Below are 19,962 nucleotides of genomic sequence, written 5' to 3'. Positions count from 1 at the left end.
AATGGAGCGCGCGACGCGGACGGGCAATTCTGATGCCCCTGCACCGCGCATCCCACTGTCCGAGGCCGAGCTATCGGGTCCACCGGGAGGTTGTCCATGGCCTCGGCTCGCCGGGAGTGTGACTCCCGATTCGTGGATGGCGGTTGTGGTGGTTAGGTACACTCGTGTTTCACATTGCTGTCCTCGGGGGGGGAGATGGGGGATGGCGGGCTTGGGGCGCCCGGGGAATTCGGGGCTTGTGGTGGCCGACAAAAAATTCTAGAAAATTCCTCTAAAACACTCCCTGTTCAGATTTGACTCGGTATCGTCCGAGACGGCAAATGGCCAGTGACGACATAGTCACAAAGCATCAACTTGGAGTGGCACATGCTTTACAACATCACCGACAACAGCAGTGGCAGCAGCGGCGACGGCAGCATCCTGAGCCTGCTGCTCGGCCTGCTCACCAGCTCGATCAGCACCGGTTCGGTGCAGGGATCCGGCAACTGAGAAGACAGCAGCCAACTTCCGGCTAACGCGCGGTAAGCCGGAAGGGCAGCCGTTGGGCCCGATCCATGACGAGGGGATCGGGCCCTTCGGTATTGTCAGCGACAATGTCACAGGATGCGAATACGGGACGAATGTATGCCGGGCAACCCGTAGAGGACCGGCAACGCCAGCGGCGTGCGCGTTTTCTGGAGTCAGGCCTGACGGTCTTCGCGCGCGACGGGTACGCCAACAGCTCGGTCGGGGCCATCTGCAAGGACGCGGGACTGTCGTCCCGGCAGTTCTACGAGGAGTTCACCGGCCGCGAATCGTTGCTGCTCGAGCTGTACGAGCAGATCGACCGGCAATCGCGCGAGGCGGTCGGCGCCGCGCTCGAGGCCAAGACCGACGGGACCGTGCTCGAGCAGATCGACGCCGCGGTGCGCGCCTATGTCGAGGCCATCGGCGAGGATCCGCGCAAGGCGCGCGTGGCCCTGGTCGAGGTGGTCGGCGCCGGGCCCAAGGTCGAGAAGTTCCGGCTCGAGCTGCGCCGGGTGTGGGGTTCGCTGCTGGCCAGTGCCGCCGAGGACGCGGCCCTGCAGGGCGAGATCCCGCCCGGTGACTACGAGTTGCGCGTGCTGGCCATCATCGGCGCGGTGAACTATGTGGTCGACGGGTGGAGCGGCTCGGAACCGCGACCCCCGCTCGACGAGGTGATCAAGGTGCTGAGCCGGGTGATCCTGGGTGCGGTAGGGGCCTGATGGCCCGGGTCGAGGTCGTCCCGATCCAGGTACCCGACGGCAGCACCCTGCCGGTCCGGCTGCTGCCCGCCCGCGGGCCGCACCGGCACCCGATCACCCCCGACACCCCGCGCCCGGTGATCGTCATCGTGCCGGGCCTTGCCGTGCCCGGCGAGTTCTACGAATACTTCGGCGGGCAGCTGGCCGCCCGCGGCTTCGACGTCGCCATCGGCGAACTGCGCGGCAACGGCGAATCACCCCGCCCCGGCACCGACAGCAATTACGGCTACCACGAACTGGTCTCGGTCGATTTCCCCGCCATGCTCCAGGTGGTGCGCGACCGCTTCCCCGGCAGCACCCCGTATCTGCTCGGCCACAGCATGGGCGGACAGCTGGCCGCCATGTACGCGGCCAGGGTGCGCGGCAGGCTCGGCGGGCTGATCCTGATCGCCTCGGGCACCCCGTATTTCCGCGGCTACCGCGGGGTGCTCGCGCCGGGCGTGCTGGTGGGCACCGCAGCGGTGGCTGTCGCCGCGAACCTGACCGGCTTCTGGCCCGGTGACCTGCTGGGCAAGCGCGCCTTCGGCAGGCAGTCGAAGGTGCTCATGTCGGACTGGGCGCGGCTGGCCCGCACCGGCCGTTTCGTCCCGGTCGGCGCCGATATCGACTACGACGAGCGGATGGCGCGGCTGAAGTTCCCGGTGCTGTCGATCACCGTCACCGGCGACGAGCTGGCCCCGCAGAGCTCCGCCGACCACCTGCTGAGCAAACTTCCCGCCGCCGAGGTGACCCGGTGGCTCCAGCCGGAGGCCCTGGGGCACAACGGCTGGATCACCAATCCGGACTCCACCGTCGACACGGTGGAGAAGTGGCTGCGCGACCGCTAGGCCGCGCGCCGACCCTCCATCAACATCTGCGTGAAGAACTCGTAGACCAGCGCGGCCAGGAAGGCCGACTGCTTGTTGTCGGCCGCGCCGCCGTGCCCGCCCTCGATGTTCTCGTAGTACCAGACGGTGCGATCCTGGGATTCCAGCAGCGCCGCCATCTTTCGCGCGTGCCCGGGGTGCACGCGGTCGTCGCGGGTGGAGGTGGCCAGCAGGATCGGCGGATACTGCCGGTCGGGGTCGGTGTTCTGATACGGCGAGTACTCGCTGATGTAGGCCCATTCCTCGGGGTTGTCCGGGTCGCCGTACTCGGCCATCCAGGACGCGCCCGCCAGCAGCAGGTGGTAGCGGCGCATATCCAGCAGCGGCACCTGGCACACGATCGCGCCGAACAGTTCCGGGTACCGGGTGAGCATCACGCCCATCAGCAGCCCGCCATTGCTGCCACCCTTGGCGCCGAGCTGGTCGGGGGTGGTGATCCCACGCGCCACCAGATCCCGGGCGACCGCCGCGAAGTCCTCGTAGGCGCGGTGCCGGTGCTCTTTCAGCGCGGCCGTGTGCCATTCGGGCCCGTACTCGCCACCGCCCCGGATATTGGCCTGGACGAAGGTGCCACCTTTCTCCAGCCAGGTCATGCCCGCCGCGCCCAGATACGCCGGAGTCCGGGACACCTCGAAGCCGCCGTAGCCGTCCATGATCGTCGGACCGGGCGTGCCCTTACGGTCACGGTGACGAATCACGAAGTAGGGCACGGCCGTTCCGTCGTCGGAGGTGGCGAAGAACTGCTCGGTCTCGATGCCGGTGGCGTCGAAGTAGGCGGGGGCCTGCTTGAGTACGGTCGCCTGCTCGCCGACAGTGCTGCTGAGCAGTGTGGTCGGGGTGGTGAAACCCGTGGTGGTGAGCATGAATTCGTCACCGCCCTCGAGCGGATCGAGATTGGTCACCGAGGTGCTCGACATGGTGGGGGAGTCGGCGAGTTCGGAGCTGGTCCAGCCGTCGGGGCCGGGGGTGAGCACCTGGAAACCGGTCTGCACATCACGCAGGGTGCTGAGGATCAGGTGGTTCTCGGTCCAGCCCCACGATTCCAGGGCGGTATGCGCGTCGGGCGTGAACAGCACCTCGAATTCCCGTCCACCGGCGAGGAATGCGGGGAGATCGATGGCCAGCAGACTGCCGGGCGGGTAGGTGGCGGAGCCGGGGGTCCACGCGGTCTTCAGGCGCACCAGCAGCCAGTCGCGATACCAGCTGACATCGGCGTCGGTGGGGGTGTCCAGCAGCCGCCACTCGCCCGACTCGTCGAGCAAGTAGGTCTCGTCGTTGAAGAAGTCCGTCGCCCGGCTGGCCCAGTGCCGTTCGAAGCCGGGGTGGCGGTCGTAGCCGACGCTGACGATCACATCGCTGGGCTTGCCCTCGAAAACCACTTCGGCCTCGGACAATTCGGTGCCGCGTCGCCACTTGCGCGCGGTGCGCGCGTAACCGGAATCGGTCATCGCGCCCGGCCCGAAGTCGGTGCCCACGTAGACGGTGTCGGCATCGATCCAGCGCAGCTGGTTCTTGGCCTCCGGCAGGGCGAAGCCGCCGTCCTCGGGTGCGATGAATGTCCTTGTCGTCAGGTCGAATTCACGTTGCACCCGGGCATCGGCACCGCCCCGCGAGAGCTGGATGAAGGCGCGTTCCTGCGAAGGGCGCAGCACGGTGGCGCCCGCCCACACCCAGTTCTCCCCATCCGCCTCGGCCAGCGCGTCCACATCGATGAGCACATCCCACTCGGGCTCGTCGGTGGCATAGGACTCGAAGGTCGTGCGCCGCCACAGCCCACGCGGATGTTCGGCATCTTTCCAGAAGTTGTAGAGCCACGGCCCGCGCCGACCGGGATGGGCGATCTTGGTGTCGTCGTCGAGCATCGCCAGGATGCGCGCCTCGAATCCGGCGAAGCGCTCGGTCGCCGCGAAGCGCTGCCCGACCACCTCGTTGCGGGCGCGCGCCCAGTCCAGCGCGGCCTCGTCGGTCACTTCTTCGAGCCAGAGATAGGGATCCGTCACGTCTTGCTCAACGCCACTCATGCAGCCATTATTGCGGCTGGCGCCGCGGGTGCTCGGCCAGATCAAGGCGGCCGAGAACCGGCCGTATGGTTGCGGAATCTCAGGTGTCTGCGAAATTTGGGATGAAAGGGGAGTTCACAAGGTTTTCGCCGGAGTTGCCGGAACGTTGCGTGTTCACCGGCCCCGGCCGTGGCCGGTGTGTTCTCCTGGTCGGGTGACCTCGCTACAGACAGCGGTACGCGCCGGGTCCCCGACCCTGAACCTCGCCCTGGCCACGTGGGTGTCGGCCATCAATTTCTGGGCGTGGAACCTCATCGGCCCCCTCTCGCCGAACTACGCCGACAAGATGGCGCTGAGCAGTATGGCGGCCTCGATCATGGTGGCCATGCCGATCCTGGTCGGCTCGCTGGGCCGCATCGTCTCCGGCGCGCTCACCGACCGCCTGGGCGGGCGGACCATGTTCATCGGGGTCTCGCTGGCCTCGATCGTGCCGGTGGTCGCGGTGGGTATCGCGGGCAGTATCGAGTCCTACCCGCTGATGCTGGTGTTCGCCTTCCTGCTCGGCATTCCGGGCACGATCTTCGCCGTCGGCATCCCGTTCGCGAATTCCTGGTACGTGCCCGCGCGGCGCGGTTTCGCCACCGGCGTGTTCGGCGCGGGCATGGTGGGTACGGCGGTGTCGGCCTTCTTCACCCCGCGGTTCGTGCGCTGGTTCGGGCTGCTGCCCACGCACCTGATCGTGGCCGCCGCGCTCGCGGTCACCGCGGTGCTCTGCATCCTGTTCATGCGCAACTCCCCGGAGTTCACCCCGAACACCGATCCGGTGCTGCCCAAGCTGCGCGCGGCGATGAGACTGGGTGTCACCTGGGAGATGTCGTTCCTGTACGCGGTGGTCTTCGGCGGGTTCGTCGCCTTCAGCTCCTACCTGCCGACCTACATCAAGAACGTCTACGGCTTCTCCGCCGTCGACGCGGGCACCCGCACCGCCGCCTTCGCGCTGGCCGCGGTGATCGCCCGGCCGATCGGCGGCGCGCTCTCGGACCGGATCGCGCCCAAGTACATCGTGGTCACCTCGCTGGCTGGCACCGCGGTGATGGCCGTGGTCGCCACCTTCCAGCCGCCGCCGGATATCGCCTCGGCCTGCACGTTCATCGCCATGGCGCTGTTCCTCGGGATCGGCACCGGTGGCGTGTTCGCCTGGGTGGCGCGGCGGGCGCCCGCGTCGAATGTCGGCAGTGTCACCGGCATCGTCTCGGCCGCCGGTGGTCTGGGCGGCTACTTCCCGCCGCTGATCATGGGCATCACCTACGACGAAGCCAACCACAGCTACACGATCGGCCTGCTGTTGCTCGCGGCGACCGCGCTGGCCGCGCTGCTCTACACCGCGTTCAAGCTGCACGCCGTCGAATAGAAGGAGAAGCAGTGGCACCCGAAGCGCATATCGGCGGACCGGTGGAGAACCTGCTGGTCCGCAGCGGCCGGTTCTTCACCCCCGGCGTGGAATCCCCCGACCGGCGCACCGTCACCCGCGCGGGCGGGCGCGAGGGCGACATCTTCTATCGCAACCGGTGGAGCCACGACAAGGTGGTGCGCTCGACGCACGGGGTGAACTGCACCGGCTCGTGCTCGTGGAAGGTCTACGTCAAGGACGACATCATCACCTGGGAGACCCAAGACGTCGACTACCCCTCCGCCGGTGCCGACCGCCCCGGCTACGAACCGCGCGGCTGCCCGCGCGGCGCCGCCTTCTCCTGGTACACCTATTCGCCCACCCGGGTGCGCTACCCGTACGCGCGCGGCCTGCTCGTCGAGATGTACCGCGAGGCCAAGTCCCGGCTGCGCGACCCGGTGCTGGCCTGGGCCGATATCCAGTCCGATCCCGAGCGCCGCCGCCGGTACCAGAAGGCAAGGGGGATGGGCGGATTGGTGCGGGTGAGCTGGGACGAGGCGGTGGAGATGATCGCCGCCGCGCACGTGCACACCATCAAGGAGTACGGCCCCGACCGGATCGCGGGCTTCTCGCCGATCCCGGCCATGTCGATGGTCTCCTTCGCCGCGGGCTCGCGCTTCGTGGAACTGCTCGGCGGCGTGATGACCTCCTTCTACGACTGGTACGCCGACCTGCCGGTGGCCTCCCCGCAGGTCTTCGGCGACCAGACCGACGTCCCCGAGTCCGGTGACTGGTGGGACGCGTCCTACCTGCTCATGTGGGGTTCCAATGTCCCCGTGACGCGCACGCCCGACGCGCACTGGATGGCCGAGGTGCGCTATCGCGGCACCAAGGTCGTCACCGTGAGCCCCGACTACGCCGACAACACCAAGTTCGCCGACGAGTGGATGCCGTGCGCGGCGGGCACCGATGGTGCGCTGGCCATGGCGATGGGGCACGTCATCGCGACCGAGTACTTCGTGCGTAAACGCGAACCCTTCTTCGTCGACTACGTCCGCCAGTTCACCGACCTGCCCTTCCTGATCGCCCTGGACGAGCGCGACGGCCGCCTGGTCCCCGGCAAGAACCTCACCGCCGCCGACCTCGGCGACACCTCCGAGAACGCCGCCTTCAAACCCGCCCTGCTCGACAGCGTCACCGGCGCGGCCGCCGTCCCGCACGGTTCGCTCGGCTTCCGCTTCGGCGAGGAGGGCGTGGGCAAATGGAATCTCGACCTCGGTGACCTGCAACCCGCGCTGACCGTGGCCGATCTCGCCGGTGGCGACAGCGCGGTGGTGACGCTGCCCCGGTTCGACACCGTCGACGGGCACGGCGAGACGATCGAGCGCGGCGTCCCGGTACGGGTGATCGGGGGCCGCCGGGTGTGCACGGTCTTCGACCTGCTGCTGGCCCAGTACGGCGTGGCCCGGCCGGGCCTGCCCGGGCACTGGCCGAGCGGCTACACCGATCCGGACTCGCCCGGCACGCCCGCCTGGCAGGAGTCCATCACCGGTGTCTCCGGCGAGCAGGCGATCCGCATCGCCTGCGAATTCGCCGACAATGCCGTGGATTCCGGTGGCCGCAGCATGATCATCATGGGCGCGGGCATCTGCCAGTGGTTCCACGGCGACGCCACCTACCGCGCCATTCTCGCGCTGCTGCTGCTCACCGGATCGATGGGCCGCAACGGCGGCGGCTGGGCCCATTACGTCGGCCAGGAGAAGTGCAGGCCGGTGACCGGCTGGACCACCGTCGCCATGGGCACCGACTGGTCCCGCCCGCCGCGCCTGATGGCGGGCACCTCCTACTGGTACGCCCACACCGACCAGTGGCGCTACGACGGCTACCGCGCCGACGTACTCGCCGCCCCCACCGGCCGCGGCCTGTTCCGCGACAAGCACACCATGGATGTGCTGAGTTCCGCGGTGGCCATGGGCTGGACGCCGTTCTTCCCGCAGTTCGACCGATCCTCGCTGGTCCTGGCCGCGGAGGCCGAGGCCGCGGGGACTGATCCGGTGGCCTACACCGTCGATCAATTACACAGCGGCAAACTGCGTTTCGCGGTGCAGGACCCCGACAATCCACAGAACTGGCCGCGCGTGCTCAATGTCTGGCGGTCCAATCTGCTGGGTTCGTCGTCCAAGGGCAACGAGTACTTCCTGAAGCATCTGCTCGGCGCCCAGTCCAATGTGCGCAATGAGCTGGCCTCGCCCGCGCAACGCCCGGTCGACGTGGACACCCCCGACGAGGTCCCCGAGGGCAAACTCGATCTGCTGATGTCCATCGACTTCCGGATGACCTCCACCACCCTGTTCTCCGATATCGTGCTGCCCGCGGCGACCTGGTACGAGAAGGCCGACCTGTCCAGCACCGATATGCACCCGTTTATGAACGCCTTCACCGCCGCCATCGATCCACCGTGGGAAACCCGTTCGGATTTCGACGCTTTCGGCACCATCATCCGCGCCTTCTCGGCCATGGCGGCCGAGCACCTGGGCACCCGCACGGATGTCGTCCTCGGCACCCTGCAACACGACACCCCCGGCGCGATGGCCTATCCCCGTGGCACCCAGTCGAATTGGCAGACCACCGGCGAGGTGCCGGTGCCCGGCAAGACCATGGGCCCGCTGAAGGTGGTCGAACGCGATTACGCGGCGGTCGCCGAGAAGTGGGCCGCGCTCGGTCCGCTGGTGGAACAGTCCGGGCTCACCACCAAGGGCGTCACGGTATTCCCCGATCAGGAGGTCATCGAGCTCAGCCACCTGCACGGGGTGATGAATTCGGGTGTGGCGGTGGGCCGTCCGGCACTGGATTCGGCGGAGAAGATGGCCGAGACCATTCTCATGCTCTCCGGCGCCACCAACGGCAGGCTCTCGGTGGCCGGGTTCGAGGAACTCGACCGGCGCACCGGCCGCTACATGGTGAAACTCGCCGAGGGCAGCGAGGAACGGCGAATCTCCTTCGCGGAAACCCAATCCCGGCCGGTGCCGGTGATCACCAGCCCGGAATGGTCCGGCAGCGAGACCGGTGGCCGCCGCTACGCCCCGTTCACCCAGAACATCGAATACCTCAAGCCCTTCCACACGCTCACCGGCCGCATGCACTTCTACGTCGACCACGACTGGCTCGAGGAACTCGGCGAGGCCCTGCCGATCTACCGCCCGCCCCTGGATATGGCGAAACTCTATGGCGAGCCCGGGATCGGCGAACGTCGCGACGGTGTCGGCCTGACCCTGCGCTATCTCACCCCGCATTCGAAATGGTCCATCCATTCCGAATACCAGGACAACCTGCTCATGCTCTCGCTCTCGCGCGGCGGCCCGACCATGTGGATGAGTCCCGGTGACGCCGAGGAGATCGGCGTGCGCGACAACGACTGGGTCGAAGCGCTCAACCGCAACGGCGTGCTGGTCTGCCGCGCCATCGTCTCCCAGCGGATGCCGCGCGGGGTGGTGTACGTGTACCACGCCCAGGAACGCACCATCGACGTACCGCTGTCCGAGACCACCGGAACCCGTGGCGGCATCCACAATTCGATCACTCAGCTGCTCATCAAACCCACCCACCTGGCGGGCGGTTACGCCCAGACCTCCTTCGCGTTCAACTATCTCGGCCCCACCGGAAATCAGCGCGACGAAGTGACCGTGGTCCGTCGCCGCAGCCAGGAGGTGACGTACTGATGAAAGTCATGGCGCAGTTGGCGATGGTGATGAACCTGGACAAATGCATCGGCTGCCACACCTGTTCGGTGACCTGCAAGCAGGCCTGGACCAATCGCACCGGCACCGAATACGTCTGGTTCAACAATGTGGAAACCCGTCCGGGACAAGGCTATCCGCGCACCTACGAGGACCAGGAGAAATGGCGCGGCGGCTGGACGCTGAAGAAGGGCAGGCTGCGGCTGCGCGGCGGCGACCGCTTCGCCAAGCTGGCCAATATCTTCGCCAATCCGAAGATGCCCGCCATGTCCGACTACTACGAGCCGTGGACCTACGACTACGAGAACCTGATCAACGCCCCGCTCAGCGACCAGATCCCGGTCGCCGCGCCGCGCAGCCTGCTCACCGGCGACCGGATGAAGATCAACTGGTCGGCCAACTGGGACGACGACCTGGCCGGTTCGCCGGAGATCGTGCCCGGCGACCCGGTACTCGCGCAGGTCAGCGAGAAGGTCAAGGCCGAGCTCGAGCAGACCTTCATGTTCTATCTGCCGCGTATCTGCGAGCACTGCCTGAACCCGGCGTGTGTCGCCTCGTGCCCGTCGGGCGCGATGTACAAGCGCACCGAGGACGGCATCGTGCTCGTCGACCAGGACAAGTGCCGTGGCTGGCGCATGTGCATCTCCGGATGCCCGTACAAGAAGGTGTATTTCAACCACAAGACCGGCAAGGCCGAGAAATGCACGTTCTGCTATCCGCGCGTGGAGGTCGGCCTGCCGACGGTCTGCGCGGAGACCTGCGTGGGCCGGTTGCGCTATATCGGGCTGATCTTCTACGACGTGGACAAGGTCCTCGAGGCCGCCTCCGTCGCCGACGATCGCGATCTCTACGAGGCGCAGGTGAACATCCTGCTGGACCCGGCCGACCCGGAAGTGGTCGCGGGCGCGCGGGCCTCCGGCATTCCGGACAGCTGGATCGAGGCCGCGCGGAAATCCCCGATTCACGCGCTGATCAAGGACTTCCGCGTCGCCCTGCCGCTGCATCCGGAATACCGGACCATGCCGATGGTCTGGTACATCCCGCCGCTGTCGCCGGTGGTGGACGCCGTGGCCCGCGACGGTCACGACGGCGAGGACATCGGCAACCTCTTCGGCGCCCTCGAATCACTCCGTATTCCCTTGGAATATCTCGCGGGCCTGTTCACCGCTGGGGATACTGAAGCCGTCGCGGTGGTGCTGCGCAAGCTGGCCGCCATGCGGTCCTACATGCGTGACATCAACCTCGGTCGTGAACCGCAGGAACATATTCCGGCCGCTGTCGGGATGACCGAGGAACAGATCTACCGGATGTACCGGCTGCTCGCGCTGGCGAAAATCGAAGAGCGCTATGTGATTCCGTCCGCCTATGCCGACCAGGGGCATCAGCTCGAGGAATCGGTGGCCGACTGCGCGCTCGACTTCGACGGCGGCCCCGGCATGTACGACCAGGCCTCGGGCCCCTTCGGGGAGACCAGCGGTAAGCCGATCCCGGTGGCGGTGGAGACCTTCCACGCGCTCAAACAGCGGCAGACCAGCGAGGCGACCGGCAGCGGTCAGCCCTCTCGGGTGAACCTGCTGAACTGGGACGGCAAGGGCGCTCCCGAGGGCATGTTCCCGGGCGGCCGACGATGATGCGTGGCCGCGCGGCCCGCCGGACCGCCGAGCACCGGCTGACCTGGCAGGCCGCGTCCCTGCTGCTGGCCTACCCGGACGAGGAACAGGACGCGCGCCTCGACCTCGTCGCCCAGCTGTGCGCGCACCTGCCCGCCGACCGGGCCCGGCCGCTGCTCGCGGTGGCCGAGGACCTGCGCGGAACCCCGGTGGTGACCGCGGCCCGCGACTACGTCGACACCTTCGACCTGCGCCGCCGCGCGACCCTGCTGCTCACCTACTGGACCGACGGCGACACCCGCAATCGCGGCATGGCCATGCTCGCCTTCACCGAGGCCTACCGCGCCGCGGGCGTCACCCCACCGGACAACGAAGTGCCCGACCACCTTCCGGTCGTGCTCGAATTCGCGGCCACCGTCGATCCCGTCGCCGGTGCCGCCTTGCTCGCCGCCTACCGGCGCGCCGTCCACGCCATCGGCCTGGCCCTGGCCGACGAGGGCTCGCGCTACGCGCCGGTGCTCGCGGCCGTGGTCGCCACGCTGCCACCGGCCACCGATGAGGACCTCGGCTGGGCACGCAGACTCGTCGACGCGGGTCCACCCGCCGAGGCGGTCGGCCTGGCCCCCTTCACCCTCACCGTGCCGCCGCGCCGCACCGCGCACGACCGGGAACCCGCTGTAGCGAAAGGACTTCGGTGACATGGACGCAGACAGTGTCTCGGCGGGCGAGATCTTCTGGGACATCATCCCGTACGTGAGCCTGGCGATCCTGATCGTCGGCACCTGGTGGCGCTACCGCTACGACAAATTCGGCTGGACCACCCGCTCCTCCCAGCTCTACGAGAGCAAGGTATTGCGCATCGCCAGCCCGCTGTTCCACTACGGCATGCTGGTGGTGATCGTCGGGCACATCATCGGCCTGGTCATCCCCGAATCCTGGACCGACGCCATCGGCATGAGCCAGCACGTCTATCACATCCAGGCCATCGCGCTCGGCAGTATCGCGGGCATCGCGACACTCACCGGCATCGCCCTGCTGATCTACCGGCGCCGCCGCAACGGCCCGGTATTCACCGCCACCACGCGCAACGACAAGATCATGTATCTGGTACTGGTGTGCGCGCTGGTCACCGGCCTGGCCACCACTCTGATCGGCTCCGGCGCGATCGGCCCGGAACACAACTACCGCGAGACGGTGTCGCCGTGGTTCCGCTCGATCTGGATTCTCCAGCCGCGCGGTGACCTGATGGCCCAGGCCCCGCTCTCGTTCCACATCCACGTGATGATCGCGCTCACGCTCTTCGCGCTGTGGCCGTTCACCCGGCTGGTGCACGCCTTCAGCGCGCCACTGAGTTACTTCTACCGGCCCTACATCGTCTACCGGTCGCGCTCCAGCGCCAAGCCGGACGAGCTGGTCGGCTCGCGGCCGCGGCGGCCGGGCTGGTGAGTCACCAGTAGTGCGCGACGTCGACCACCAGGCGGGCCGGGTTCTCCAGCACGAGCACCCGGAACGGCAGCCGGGCCCGGACGCCGAGCCCGAAGCCGGTGCGGCCCTCGAACGATCCGGCCCAGGCGACCTGGCGGAAGGTCTGGTAGCCCGCCACATTCACCACCTCGCCCGGCTGCGCGGGACGGAAGGTGGCCTGGCCCGCGTCGTCGTAGGCCGGGGCCTGGACCGTGACGTGCAGGAAGGCACCGCCGCGCAGCGGCACCGGGTGACCGGAGCCGTCCATGGTGACCGCGTCGACATAGCCCACGTGATAGCCCGCGACCGGGCCGTTCAGGTCGACGACCATCCGGTCGAAGCAGTCGTGGCGGCCCGCGCGGACCGCGCTCACGGTGGCGCGGGCATAGCTGGGCGCGGATTTGTCCAGCGAGCCCCAGGTGAGTCCGCAGTAGGACGGGGTGGCCGCGGCCGGGGCGGTCCACAGGCTCGCCCCGACCGCGAGAGAGGCGAGCAGGATCAGCAAGCGACGCATGTCGCACCGCCTTCGGGCAGGAGATGAAGTCATCGATTAATCGGACAGATCCGACATCGCGTTAGCGTCGATCCGGTTCCGGATCCATTGCGGAACGTAGGATCGCGGGTTACGGACGACGAAACGGAGGTGCGCGGGTGTTCCTCTGGGAGCAGCACTGCTGTCTGCCGCTACGGCACACGGCCAGGATCACCGAACTGGCCAGGTACCCGCTCGGGTCCTACCTGTCGGTGAATGTGGGCTACTCGCCGCAGCGCCTGGCGGATTCGCTGGCGCTGGTGGAGCAGTTCCGGGCCGAGGCCGCCGCCGACCCGCGATTCCGCCTGGTCGAGACCGCCGACCGGATCGGCGACCCCGAGGTGCGCACGCTGGCCTTCGACCTGGAGGATTCCGCGCCCCTCGACGGCGATCTCGACAATGTCGAACTGTTCTACGCGCTGGGCGTGCGCTCGCTGGCACCCACCTACAACCACGCCAATCCGGCGGGCTGCGGCTGCCTCGACGCCGAGGACACCGGCCTCACCGGCTACGGAAAAGACCTGGTGCGCAAGCTCAACGAGGTCGGCATGTTCGCCGACGGGTCGCACTGCTCGCGGCGCACCGGCCTTGACCTGTCCACCCACACCGCCGTCCCGATGATCTACAGCCACTCCAATTTCGCCGCGCTGTGGGAACATCCGCGCAATATCACCGACGACCAGGCCAGGGCCTGCGCGGCGACCGGCGGCGTGATCGGCATCAACGGAGTCGGAATCTTCCTGGGGCACAACGAGCCCGGTGCGCGCGCGGCCCGCGTCGCCGCGATGGCCGACCACATCCGCTACGGCGTGGACCTGGTCGGCATCGACCACATCGGCATCGGCTCGGACTACTCCTTCGACGGCCAGCAGTTCAACGACGAGATCCGCGATACGCCGCACGCGTTCTCCGAGGTGTACACCAAGTGGGGTCCCTTGCAGTGGACCCCACCCGAGGACCTCCTCGGCGAGTCCGACGTCCCCGGCCTCGACGCCCAGCTCGCCGACCGAGGTTTCACCGTCGCCGAACGCGCCGCCCTCTTCGGCGGTAATTTCGCCCGCGTCGCCGCCCAGGTCTGGCGCGCCTGACTCCTACCCGAGGCGGACCAGCATCTTGCCGGTGTTGGCGCCGGTGAGGACGCCGAGCAGGGCGGCGGGGGCCTGGTCGAGGCCCTCGTAGACGGTCTCCGTGGTGCGCAGGGTGCCGTCGGCCAGCCAGGCGGCGGCCTTGCCGATGTACTCGGCGAAGAGCGGGAAGTAGCTGGTGACGAGCATGCCGCGCAGGCTCGCCTCCTTGGTGGCGGCGAGGTAGAGGTCGGGCTGCTGCCGGGCGGTGTCCCCGTTGTAGCCGCTGATGGCGCCGACCAGCGCGATCCGGCCGTGCTGGTTGAGCGCCTCGATGGCGACCTTCAGGTGCTCGCCGCCGACACTGTCCAGGTAGACGTCGACGCCCTCCGGCGCGGCCTGCGCCAGTTGTCCGGCGAGATCACCGGCACGGTAGTCGAGCGCGGCGTCGAAACCGAACTCGTCCAGCAACTTCCGCGTCTTCACCGGTCCGCCCGCCGAGCCGATCACCCGTTTCGCGCCGAGGGCCTTCGCGAGCTGCCCCGCCACGCTGCCCACCGCGCCCGCCGCGGCCGAGACGAACACCGTGTCGCCGGGGCGCACCGGGGCGATCTCGGTGAGGGCGGCGTAGGCGGTGAGCCCGGTCGTGCCGAGGGCGCCCAGGAAATGCTGGGGCGCGGCCAGTTCCGGGTCGATCGGGGTGGCGGTGGCCGCGTCGACGACGGCGTGCTCACGCCAGCCCGCGAAGTGCGACACCGTGGCGCCGACCGTAATCTCCGCCGAGCGCGAGGCGATGACCTCGCCGATCGCCGAACCATCCAGCGCCGCACCGAGTTCGAAGGGCGCGATGTAGGACGCCTTGTCATCCATCCGGCCACGCATGTACGGGTCGACCGACATCCAGGTGTTGCGCACCAGGATCTGTCCGTCGGCGAGCTCGGGCAGTGCGCGCTCGACGAGGGCGAAATCCGTCGCGACCGGGGCGCCGTCCGGCCGGGCGGCCAGGTGGATCTCGCGGGTATGCGTGGGTGGTTCGGCTGCGGCAGTATTCGCCATGAGGGAGCCTTCTTTCGAGGTCGGTCAGTGTTACTCCGGTGGCCTCGACGCTATGGCGGGACCGGTGCCGGTCCCAGGTCCGCACACGCCACTTCCCGGTCCGTTCGCGACACGGACCGACCAGCCACTGCGCCGCGAGCGGCGGCCTGTGGCGCCGCCGACTGTGGGTCCCGCGCGGTGGTGTCGTTCGGGTGCTCATGGGGTCGCCACCGTGCTCGGCTGGCGAGCTGGCCAGTGTTGTTGTGCGACAGGAGGTCTCGTGTGGGTGTCCGGGACGCCGCACCTGGCTCGGCCGGGACGGCGGTGACCGGTCGGCAGCACGATGGGGCTGACCGCCACCCCGATGTCCGCGCGGGGATCGCCGGTGGCGCCCAGGTCAGGGTCGGTGTCGGGTTCGTGGCGCCGTGGTGGGTGGGGAGCCGGTCCAGCGGTGGAAGGCCTTGCGGAGGGCGCGGTCGTCGGTGAAGGCGAGGCGGTGGGCGATGGTGGTGGTGCTGTGGCCCTCGGCGAGGAGGGCGGTGGCGCGTTCGTGGCGGAGGCGGTCGAGTTCGGTGCGCCAAGAGGTGTCGTGGGTGGCGAGGTGGCGTTGGAGGGTGCGGTCGCTCATGGCGAGGTGTCGTGCGACGCGGGAGAGGGCGGGGTCGCCCGCGTCGAGGGCGGCGGCCAGGGCGATGCGGAACGGGTCGAGCGGGTCGGCGATGGGGCGGGCCGAGGTGAGGACGAGGTCGGCGTGGCTGCGCAGCAGGTCGGCGAGTGCTGGGTCGGCGCGGGGGAGTGGGGCGGTGGCGTCGTCGGGGTGGAAGGTGATCTCGTCGGAGCCCGCGTCGAATTCGATGTTGTCTGTGCCGAATACGTCGATCAGGGCGGAACGGTCGGTGGGGGCGCGGTGCCCGAAACGCACCCGGGTGGGGATGAGCGGGCGGCCGGTGGCTTCGCGGGCGCGGCGCAGGTAGTAGGCCAGGACGTACTCGTTGACCACCGAGGTGACGGCCGGGTCGTCGGCCGAGGTGCGGTAGCCGATGGTGAGATCGCCGTCGCCGGACAGATCGAAGCCCTCGGCGGCCGCGGTGACCAGGCGGTGATAGGGCTGCGCGGCCCGCAGCGAATCGGCCAGCGTGGGGCCGGTCGTCACCAGGTAATCCCAGGTGTCGAGCGTGCCGAGGGGCGCGTCGGCGGCGATCGCGGCGCCCGAGCCCGCGTCCGGCCGGGCGTACGCGATGAGCTCCCACAGCCGGATCAGCGACCGCATCGGAATCCGGTTCAGCTCACCCCGCAACACCACCTCGTCGGTGCCGGGCACGCGCGCCAGCTCCGCCTCGGCGACCCCCGCCCGCCGCGCCGCCCGCAGCAACAGCCGGACCAGCTGTGTCGACACAGTGCCATCGAGCCTGCTGCCGATCCCCGGCGGCACACCGACCACATCGACGACTTCGGCCGCGCCGGTAGCCGTGCTGCCGGTCGGTCTGGTCGGTGCGTGGCCAACCGTGCCAGTGGCCGCGCTGTCGATCGGGCCGGTAGCCGCGTTGCGGGCCCGGGTGGGGTGGGCGGTGGTTGGGGTGTTGATCGGCGGGCCGCTCACGGTCTCGAGCGTACCGGCGCGACGGGGTGGGAGGTGGGCGTGCGCGCATCTCACCGAAGTGGGGGACGGGTGGGTGAACTCCCCGAAACAGAGTTAGGCTCGGTGGCGTGACTTCCCACTACGATGTCGTCGTTCTCGGCGCTGGTCCCGGCGGATATGTCGCCGCGATCCGTGCCGCTCAACTCGGCCTGCGAACAGCGATTGTCGAGCAGAAATACTGGGGTGGCGTGTGCCTGAACGTGGGCTGCATCCCGTCCAAGGCACTGCTGCGCAACGCCGAACTGGCCCACATTTTCCACAAGGAAGCCAAGACCTTCGGCATCTCCGGTGAGGTCAGCTTCGATTTCGGCGCGGCGTTCGATCGCAGCCGCAAGGTGGCCGAGGGGCGCGTCAAGGGCGTGCACTTCCTGATGAAGAAGAACAAGATCGACGAGTTCGACGGTCTCGGCACCTTCACCGGCCCGAACTCCCTCGATGTGGCCCTGACCAAGGGCGGCGCCGAGACGATCACGTTCGACAACGTCATCATCGCCACCGGCACCACCACCAAGCTGCTGCCGGGCACCCAGCTCTCCGACAATGTCGTGACCTACGAGGAGCAGATCCTCACCCGCGACCTGCCCGGGTCGATCCTCATCGTGGGCGCGGGCGCGATCGGCATGGAGTTCGCCTACGTTCTCAAGAACTACGGCGTCGACGTGCGGATCGTCGAGTTCCTCGACCGGGCCCTGCCCAACGAGGACGAGGACGTCTCCAAGGAGATCACCAAGCAGTACAAGAAGCTCGGCATCACCATCACCACCGGTGCGGCCGTGCAGACGATCGACGACGACGGCTCCAAGGTCACCGTCCAGATCAAGGACAACAAGTCCGGCGCGGTCGAGACCGTCACCGTCGACAAGGTGCTGCAGGCCGTCGGCTTCGCGCCCCGCGTCGAGGGCTACGGCCTGGAGACCACCGGCGTCGAGCTCACCAACCGCGGCGCCATCGAGATCGACGAGTACATGCGCACCAACGTGCCGCACATCTACGCGATCGGTGACGTCACCGCCAAGCTGCAGCTGGCCCACGTGGCCGAGGCGCAGGGCGTGGTCGCCGCCGAGACCATCGGCGGCGCCGAGACGCTGACCCTGGGCGACTACCGGATGATGCCGCGCGCCACCTTCTGTCAGCCGCAGGTCGCCAGCTTCGGTCTCACCGAGGAGCAGGCCCGCGACGAGGGCTACGACGTGAAGGTCGCGACCTTCCCGTTCACCGCCAACGGCAAGGCGCACGGCCTGGCCGACCCGACCGGTTTCGTCAAGCTCATCGCCGACAAGACCCACGGCGAACTCATCGGCGGCCACCTGATCGGCCCCGATGTCTCCGAGCTGCTGCCCGAGCTGACCCTGGCCCAGAAGTGGGACCTGACCGTCAACGAGCTCGCGCGCAACGTGCACACCCACCCGACGCTCAGCGAAGCTCTCCAGGAAGCGATCCACGGCCTCGCGGGCCACATGATCAACTTCTGAGTGGACGAAGACACCGAAAGGGGCGGTCGCATTCGCGGCCGCCCCTTTGTCGTGTATTTCTTTTCGGCCAAATTACGGGCGTTGATTTGGTGAATCACGTTCCATAGCCCATGATTCTGGGAGCTCTTTCGTTCGCTTGATAGTCGCTAGACCTGATCTCGTGAGTACAGAGAGGCAACGAACCCGATGCGCATTCTCGGTGTGATGGCACGTGTGGCGGCGCTGGTCGCGGTGGCCGGATTCGGCACCATGGCCCCCGCGATGGCCGAACCCCTTTTCCCCGGTGGCCCCGACATTCCGGGCGTTCCCTCGGTCGTTCCGACGGCGTCGCCGTGCCCGGTGGTGGAGGCCAAGGCGTGCCTGCGGCTCTCGACGAACGAGGCCTGGCTGGTGGACAACGGCCGGGTGATCTTCGGCCCGACGCCGATCTCGCACGGAATGCCGGGATTCGAGACCCCGCCCGCGGTGACCCGGATTTCCTTCAAGCGGGAATTCCACTGGAGCACCATGCACAATGCCCCGATGCGCTGGGCCACCTTCTTCAACGGTGACATGGCCTTCCATGTGGGCCCGGTCGACTCGAAATCGCACGGTTGCGTCCGGATGACCGAGGACGGCGCGCACCGCTTCTTCGACTACTTGAACCCCGGAGACATCACCCAGGTCATCCCCTAACCCGATCTGCGGTATACAGCAGTGTGCGTAAGTGGTTGATCGGTGCGGTTGTCGGTGTAGTCGTGGTGGTGGCGGTGTGCGCCGGGCTGTACACGCTGATGAATTCGCGGACGTATCAGGTCGCGGGGCGGCTGGTGGATCGGGTCGAGACGAACGAGAAACTGGTCGCCCTGACCTTCGATGACGGGCCCACCGCGCGCACCCCCGAAATCCTGCGCACCCTGGCCGAACTCCAGGTTCCGGCCACCTTCTATCTGGTCGGCCGGGATCTGGCCGCGCATCCCGAATACGGCGCGGCCATCGCGGCCGCGGGCCACGAACTCGGTAACCACTCCTATTCGCACCGCCGGATGATCTTCGTCGCCGAGGACACCGTGCGCGCCGAGATCGAGAACACCGACGCCGAGATCCGCCGCACCGGCTTTCCCGGCCCGATCACCTTCCGCCCGCCCTACGGCAAGAAGCTGTGGACGCTGCCGCACTACCTGTCCGACCACGATCGCACCGCGGTGACCTGGGATGTCGAGCCCGATTCGGCGGGTGGCGCGAGCCGGGAGGCCATCGTGGCCGACACCATCGCGAACACCCGTCCCGGCTCGATCGTCCTGCTGCACGTCATGCACGGCACCACCGGCGTCGACGCCATCGCCGAGATCGTCACCGGCCTGCGCGCCCAGGGTTACCGCTTCACCACCGTCTCCGGTCTGCTCGCCGCCGGTTAGCCGCTGGCTGGCCCGCTCGCCATCGGCGGCCGCTGACGCCTACTCGCTGGCGTGGCGCGGCTGGTAGGCCGCTTGGGCCGCCCCGATGGCGTCGATATTCGACTCGAGCACCACGATCAGTGCCGCCAGCTTCTCGGCGACCTGAGCGCCGAGCTCAGTGAGCGTGTACTCCACGCGCGGCGGAATCGCCTCGAGCACCTCCCGGTGCACCATGCCGTCGCGTTCCAAGGCTTGCAGGGTCTGCGAGAGCATGCGTTCGCTCACACCGTCGACCCGGCGGCGCAGCGCACTGAACCGGTAGGGCCCCTCGCGCAGGGCGACCAGCGCGAGCACGCCCCAGCGCCCGGTCACGTTGTGCAGGACGGGCCGGGAGGAGCAGTTCCTGGCGAAGACATCGGCCTCCAGTCCGGGATCGGACTCCTCGACGTGCTCGCTCATGCCCTCATCGTACTCACTTGACCGAAGTGCATACTGAAGGCATAGTGCTTACT

At 68.2% G+C, this 19,962-nt stretch carries 17 protein-coding genes; 12 read left to right on the top strand and 5 right to left on the bottom strand.

Going from position 1 to position 19,962, the window contains the following annotated elements:
- Positions 1 to 366 precede the first annotated feature (366 nt).
- From WA675_RS25175 to WA675_RS25165, 3 genes are all read left to right on the top strand, one after another.
- On the top strand, positions 367 to 489 hold the full coding sequence (locus tag WA675_RS25175) for a hypothetical protein (protein ID WP_278261689.1): 123 nt from the start codon (positions 367 to 369) through the stop codon (positions 487 to 489).
- A 104-nt stretch (positions 490 to 593) separates the two neighbouring features.
- Entirely contained in the window at positions 594 to 1,226 is a 633-nt protein-coding gene (locus WA675_RS25170) for a TetR/AcrR family transcriptional regulator (protein ID WP_336087687.1), read from the top strand.
- Complete coding sequence (locus WA675_RS25165; protein WP_336087686.1) at positions 1,226 to 2,092, top strand: alpha/beta hydrolase family protein; 867 nt, start codon at positions 1,226 to 1,228, stop codon at positions 2,090 to 2,092. Before WA675_RS25170 ends, WA675_RS25165 begins: the two co-directional genes overlap by 1 nt.
- Here the strand turns inward: WA675_RS25165 and WA675_RS25160 are convergent.
- Positions 2,089 to 4,152 carry a prolyl oligopeptidase family serine peptidase gene (locus tag WA675_RS25160; protein WP_336087685.1) on the bottom strand — a complete coding sequence of 688 codons (2,064 nt, stop codon included), beginning with the start codon at positions 4,150 to 4,152 and terminating at the stop codon, positions 2,089 to 2,091. The genes WA675_RS25165 and WA675_RS25160 overlap by 4 nt on opposite strands.
- Positions 4,153 to 4,345: 193 nt before the next feature.
- Here WA675_RS25160 and WA675_RS25155 point away from each other — a divergent pair, with 193 nt between their 5' ends.
- Genes WA675_RS25155 through narI form a run of 5 tightly spaced genes read left to right on the top strand, consistent with a single transcriptional unit; the run spans position 4,346 to position 12,314 of the window.
- Positions 4,346 to 5,542 (top strand): MFS transporter, encoded by a 1,197-nt coding sequence (locus WA675_RS25155; RefSeq protein WP_336087684.1) that lies wholly within the window; start codon positions 4,346 to 4,348, stop codon positions 5,540 to 5,542.
- An 11-nt stretch (positions 5,543 to 5,553) separates the two neighbouring features.
- Positions 5,554 to 9,240 carry a nitrate reductase subunit alpha gene (locus tag WA675_RS25150; protein ID WP_336087683.1) on the top strand — a complete coding sequence of 1,229 codons (3,687 nt, stop codon included), beginning with the start codon at positions 5,554 to 5,556 and terminating at the stop codon, positions 9,238 to 9,240.
- On the top strand, positions 9,240 to 10,889 hold the full coding sequence (gene narH, locus WA675_RS25145) for a nitrate reductase subunit beta (RefSeq protein WP_336087682.1): 1,650 nt from the start codon (positions 9,240 to 9,242) through the stop codon (positions 10,887 to 10,889). Before WA675_RS25150 ends, narH begins: the two co-directional genes overlap by 1 nt.
- Positions 10,886 to 11,566, top strand: a complete 681-nt coding sequence (narJ, locus tag WA675_RS25140; protein WP_336087681.1) for a nitrate reductase molybdenum cofactor assembly chaperone — start codon at positions 10,886 to 10,888, stop codon at positions 11,564 to 11,566. The genes narH and narJ overlap by 4 nt, the downstream gene beginning before the upstream one ends.
- A 1-nt stretch (position 11,567) precedes the next feature.
- The gene (gene narI, locus WA675_RS25135; protein WP_336087680.1) at positions 11,568 to 12,314 is read left to right on the top strand and encodes a respiratory nitrate reductase subunit gamma; all 747 of its coding nucleotides are present in this window, start codon (positions 11,568 to 11,570) and stop codon (positions 12,312 to 12,314) included.
- Position 12,315: 1 nt separating this feature from the next.
- On the opposite strand, the gene WA675_RS25130 is transcribed toward narI, so the two are convergent.
- Positions 12,316 to 12,846 (bottom strand): AMIN-like domain-containing (lipo)protein, encoded by a 531-nt coding sequence (locus WA675_RS25130; protein ID WP_336087679.1) that lies wholly within the window; start codon positions 12,844 to 12,846, stop codon positions 12,316 to 12,318.
- Positions 12,847 to 12,983: 137 nt separating this feature from the next.
- On the opposite strand from WA675_RS25130, the gene WA675_RS25125 reads away from it, so the two are divergent.
- Positions 12,984 to 13,952: a dipeptidase gene (locus tag WA675_RS25125; protein WP_336087678.1), complete on the top strand. Its 969-nt coding sequence runs from the start codon at positions 12,984 to 12,986 to the stop codon at positions 13,950 to 13,952.
- 3 nt (positions 13,953 to 13,955) lie between these two features.
- On the opposite strand, the gene WA675_RS25120 is transcribed toward WA675_RS25125, so the two are convergent.
- Both WA675_RS25120 and WA675_RS25115 read right to left on the bottom strand, forming a co-directional pair.
- Complete coding sequence (locus WA675_RS25120; protein WP_336087677.1) at positions 13,956 to 14,984, bottom strand: NADP-dependent oxidoreductase; 1,029 nt, start codon at positions 14,982 to 14,984, stop codon at positions 13,956 to 13,958.
- A 376-nt stretch (positions 14,985 to 15,360) separates the two neighbouring features.
- Positions 15,361 to 16,563, bottom strand: a complete 1,203-nt coding sequence (locus tag WA675_RS25115) for an AraC family transcriptional regulator (protein ID WP_336087676.1) — start codon at positions 16,561 to 16,563, stop codon at positions 15,361 to 15,363.
- Positions 16,564 to 16,670: 107 nt separating this feature from the next.
- Here WA675_RS25115 and lpdA point away from each other — a divergent pair, with 107 nt between their 5' ends.
- The 3 genes from lpdA to WA675_RS25100 all read left to right on the top strand — a co-directional run bounded on the left by lpdA (position 16,671) and on the right by WA675_RS25100 (position 19,471).
- Positions 16,671 to 18,074 (top strand): dihydrolipoyl dehydrogenase, encoded by a 1,404-nt coding sequence (gene lpdA, locus WA675_RS25110; protein ID WP_336087675.1) that lies wholly within the window; start codon positions 16,671 to 16,673, stop codon positions 18,072 to 18,074.
- Positions 18,075 to 18,278: 204 nt separating this feature from the next.
- Positions 18,279 to 18,749 carry a L,D-transpeptidase gene (locus WA675_RS25105; protein ID WP_336087673.1) on the top strand — a complete coding sequence of 157 codons (471 nt, stop codon included), beginning with the start codon at positions 18,279 to 18,281 and terminating at the stop codon, positions 18,747 to 18,749.
- A gap of 23 nt (positions 18,750 to 18,772) precedes the next feature.
- On the top strand, positions 18,773 to 19,471 hold the full coding sequence (locus WA675_RS25100) for a polysaccharide deacetylase family protein (protein WP_336087672.1): 699 nt from the start codon (positions 18,773 to 18,775) through the stop codon (positions 19,469 to 19,471).
- Positions 19,472 to 19,510: 39 nt separating this feature from the next.
- Here WA675_RS25100 and WA675_RS25095 read toward each other — a convergent pair whose 3' ends face one another.
- Positions 19,511 to 19,909, bottom strand: coding sequence for a winged helix-turn-helix transcriptional regulator (locus WA675_RS25095; RefSeq protein ID WP_336087671.1), 399 nt, complete (start codon positions 19,907 to 19,909; stop codon positions 19,511 to 19,513).
- Between the last annotated feature and the right edge of the window lie 53 nt (positions 19,910 to 19,962).

Source organism: Nocardia sp. SSK8, from assembly GCF_037034205.1.
Classification (GTDB): domain Bacteria; phylum Actinomycetota; class Actinomycetes; order Mycobacteriales; family Mycobacteriaceae; genus Nocardia.
The sequence above is the reverse complement of the archived record's forward strand: the minus strand, read 5'-3'. Positions and strand labels throughout refer to the sequence as shown.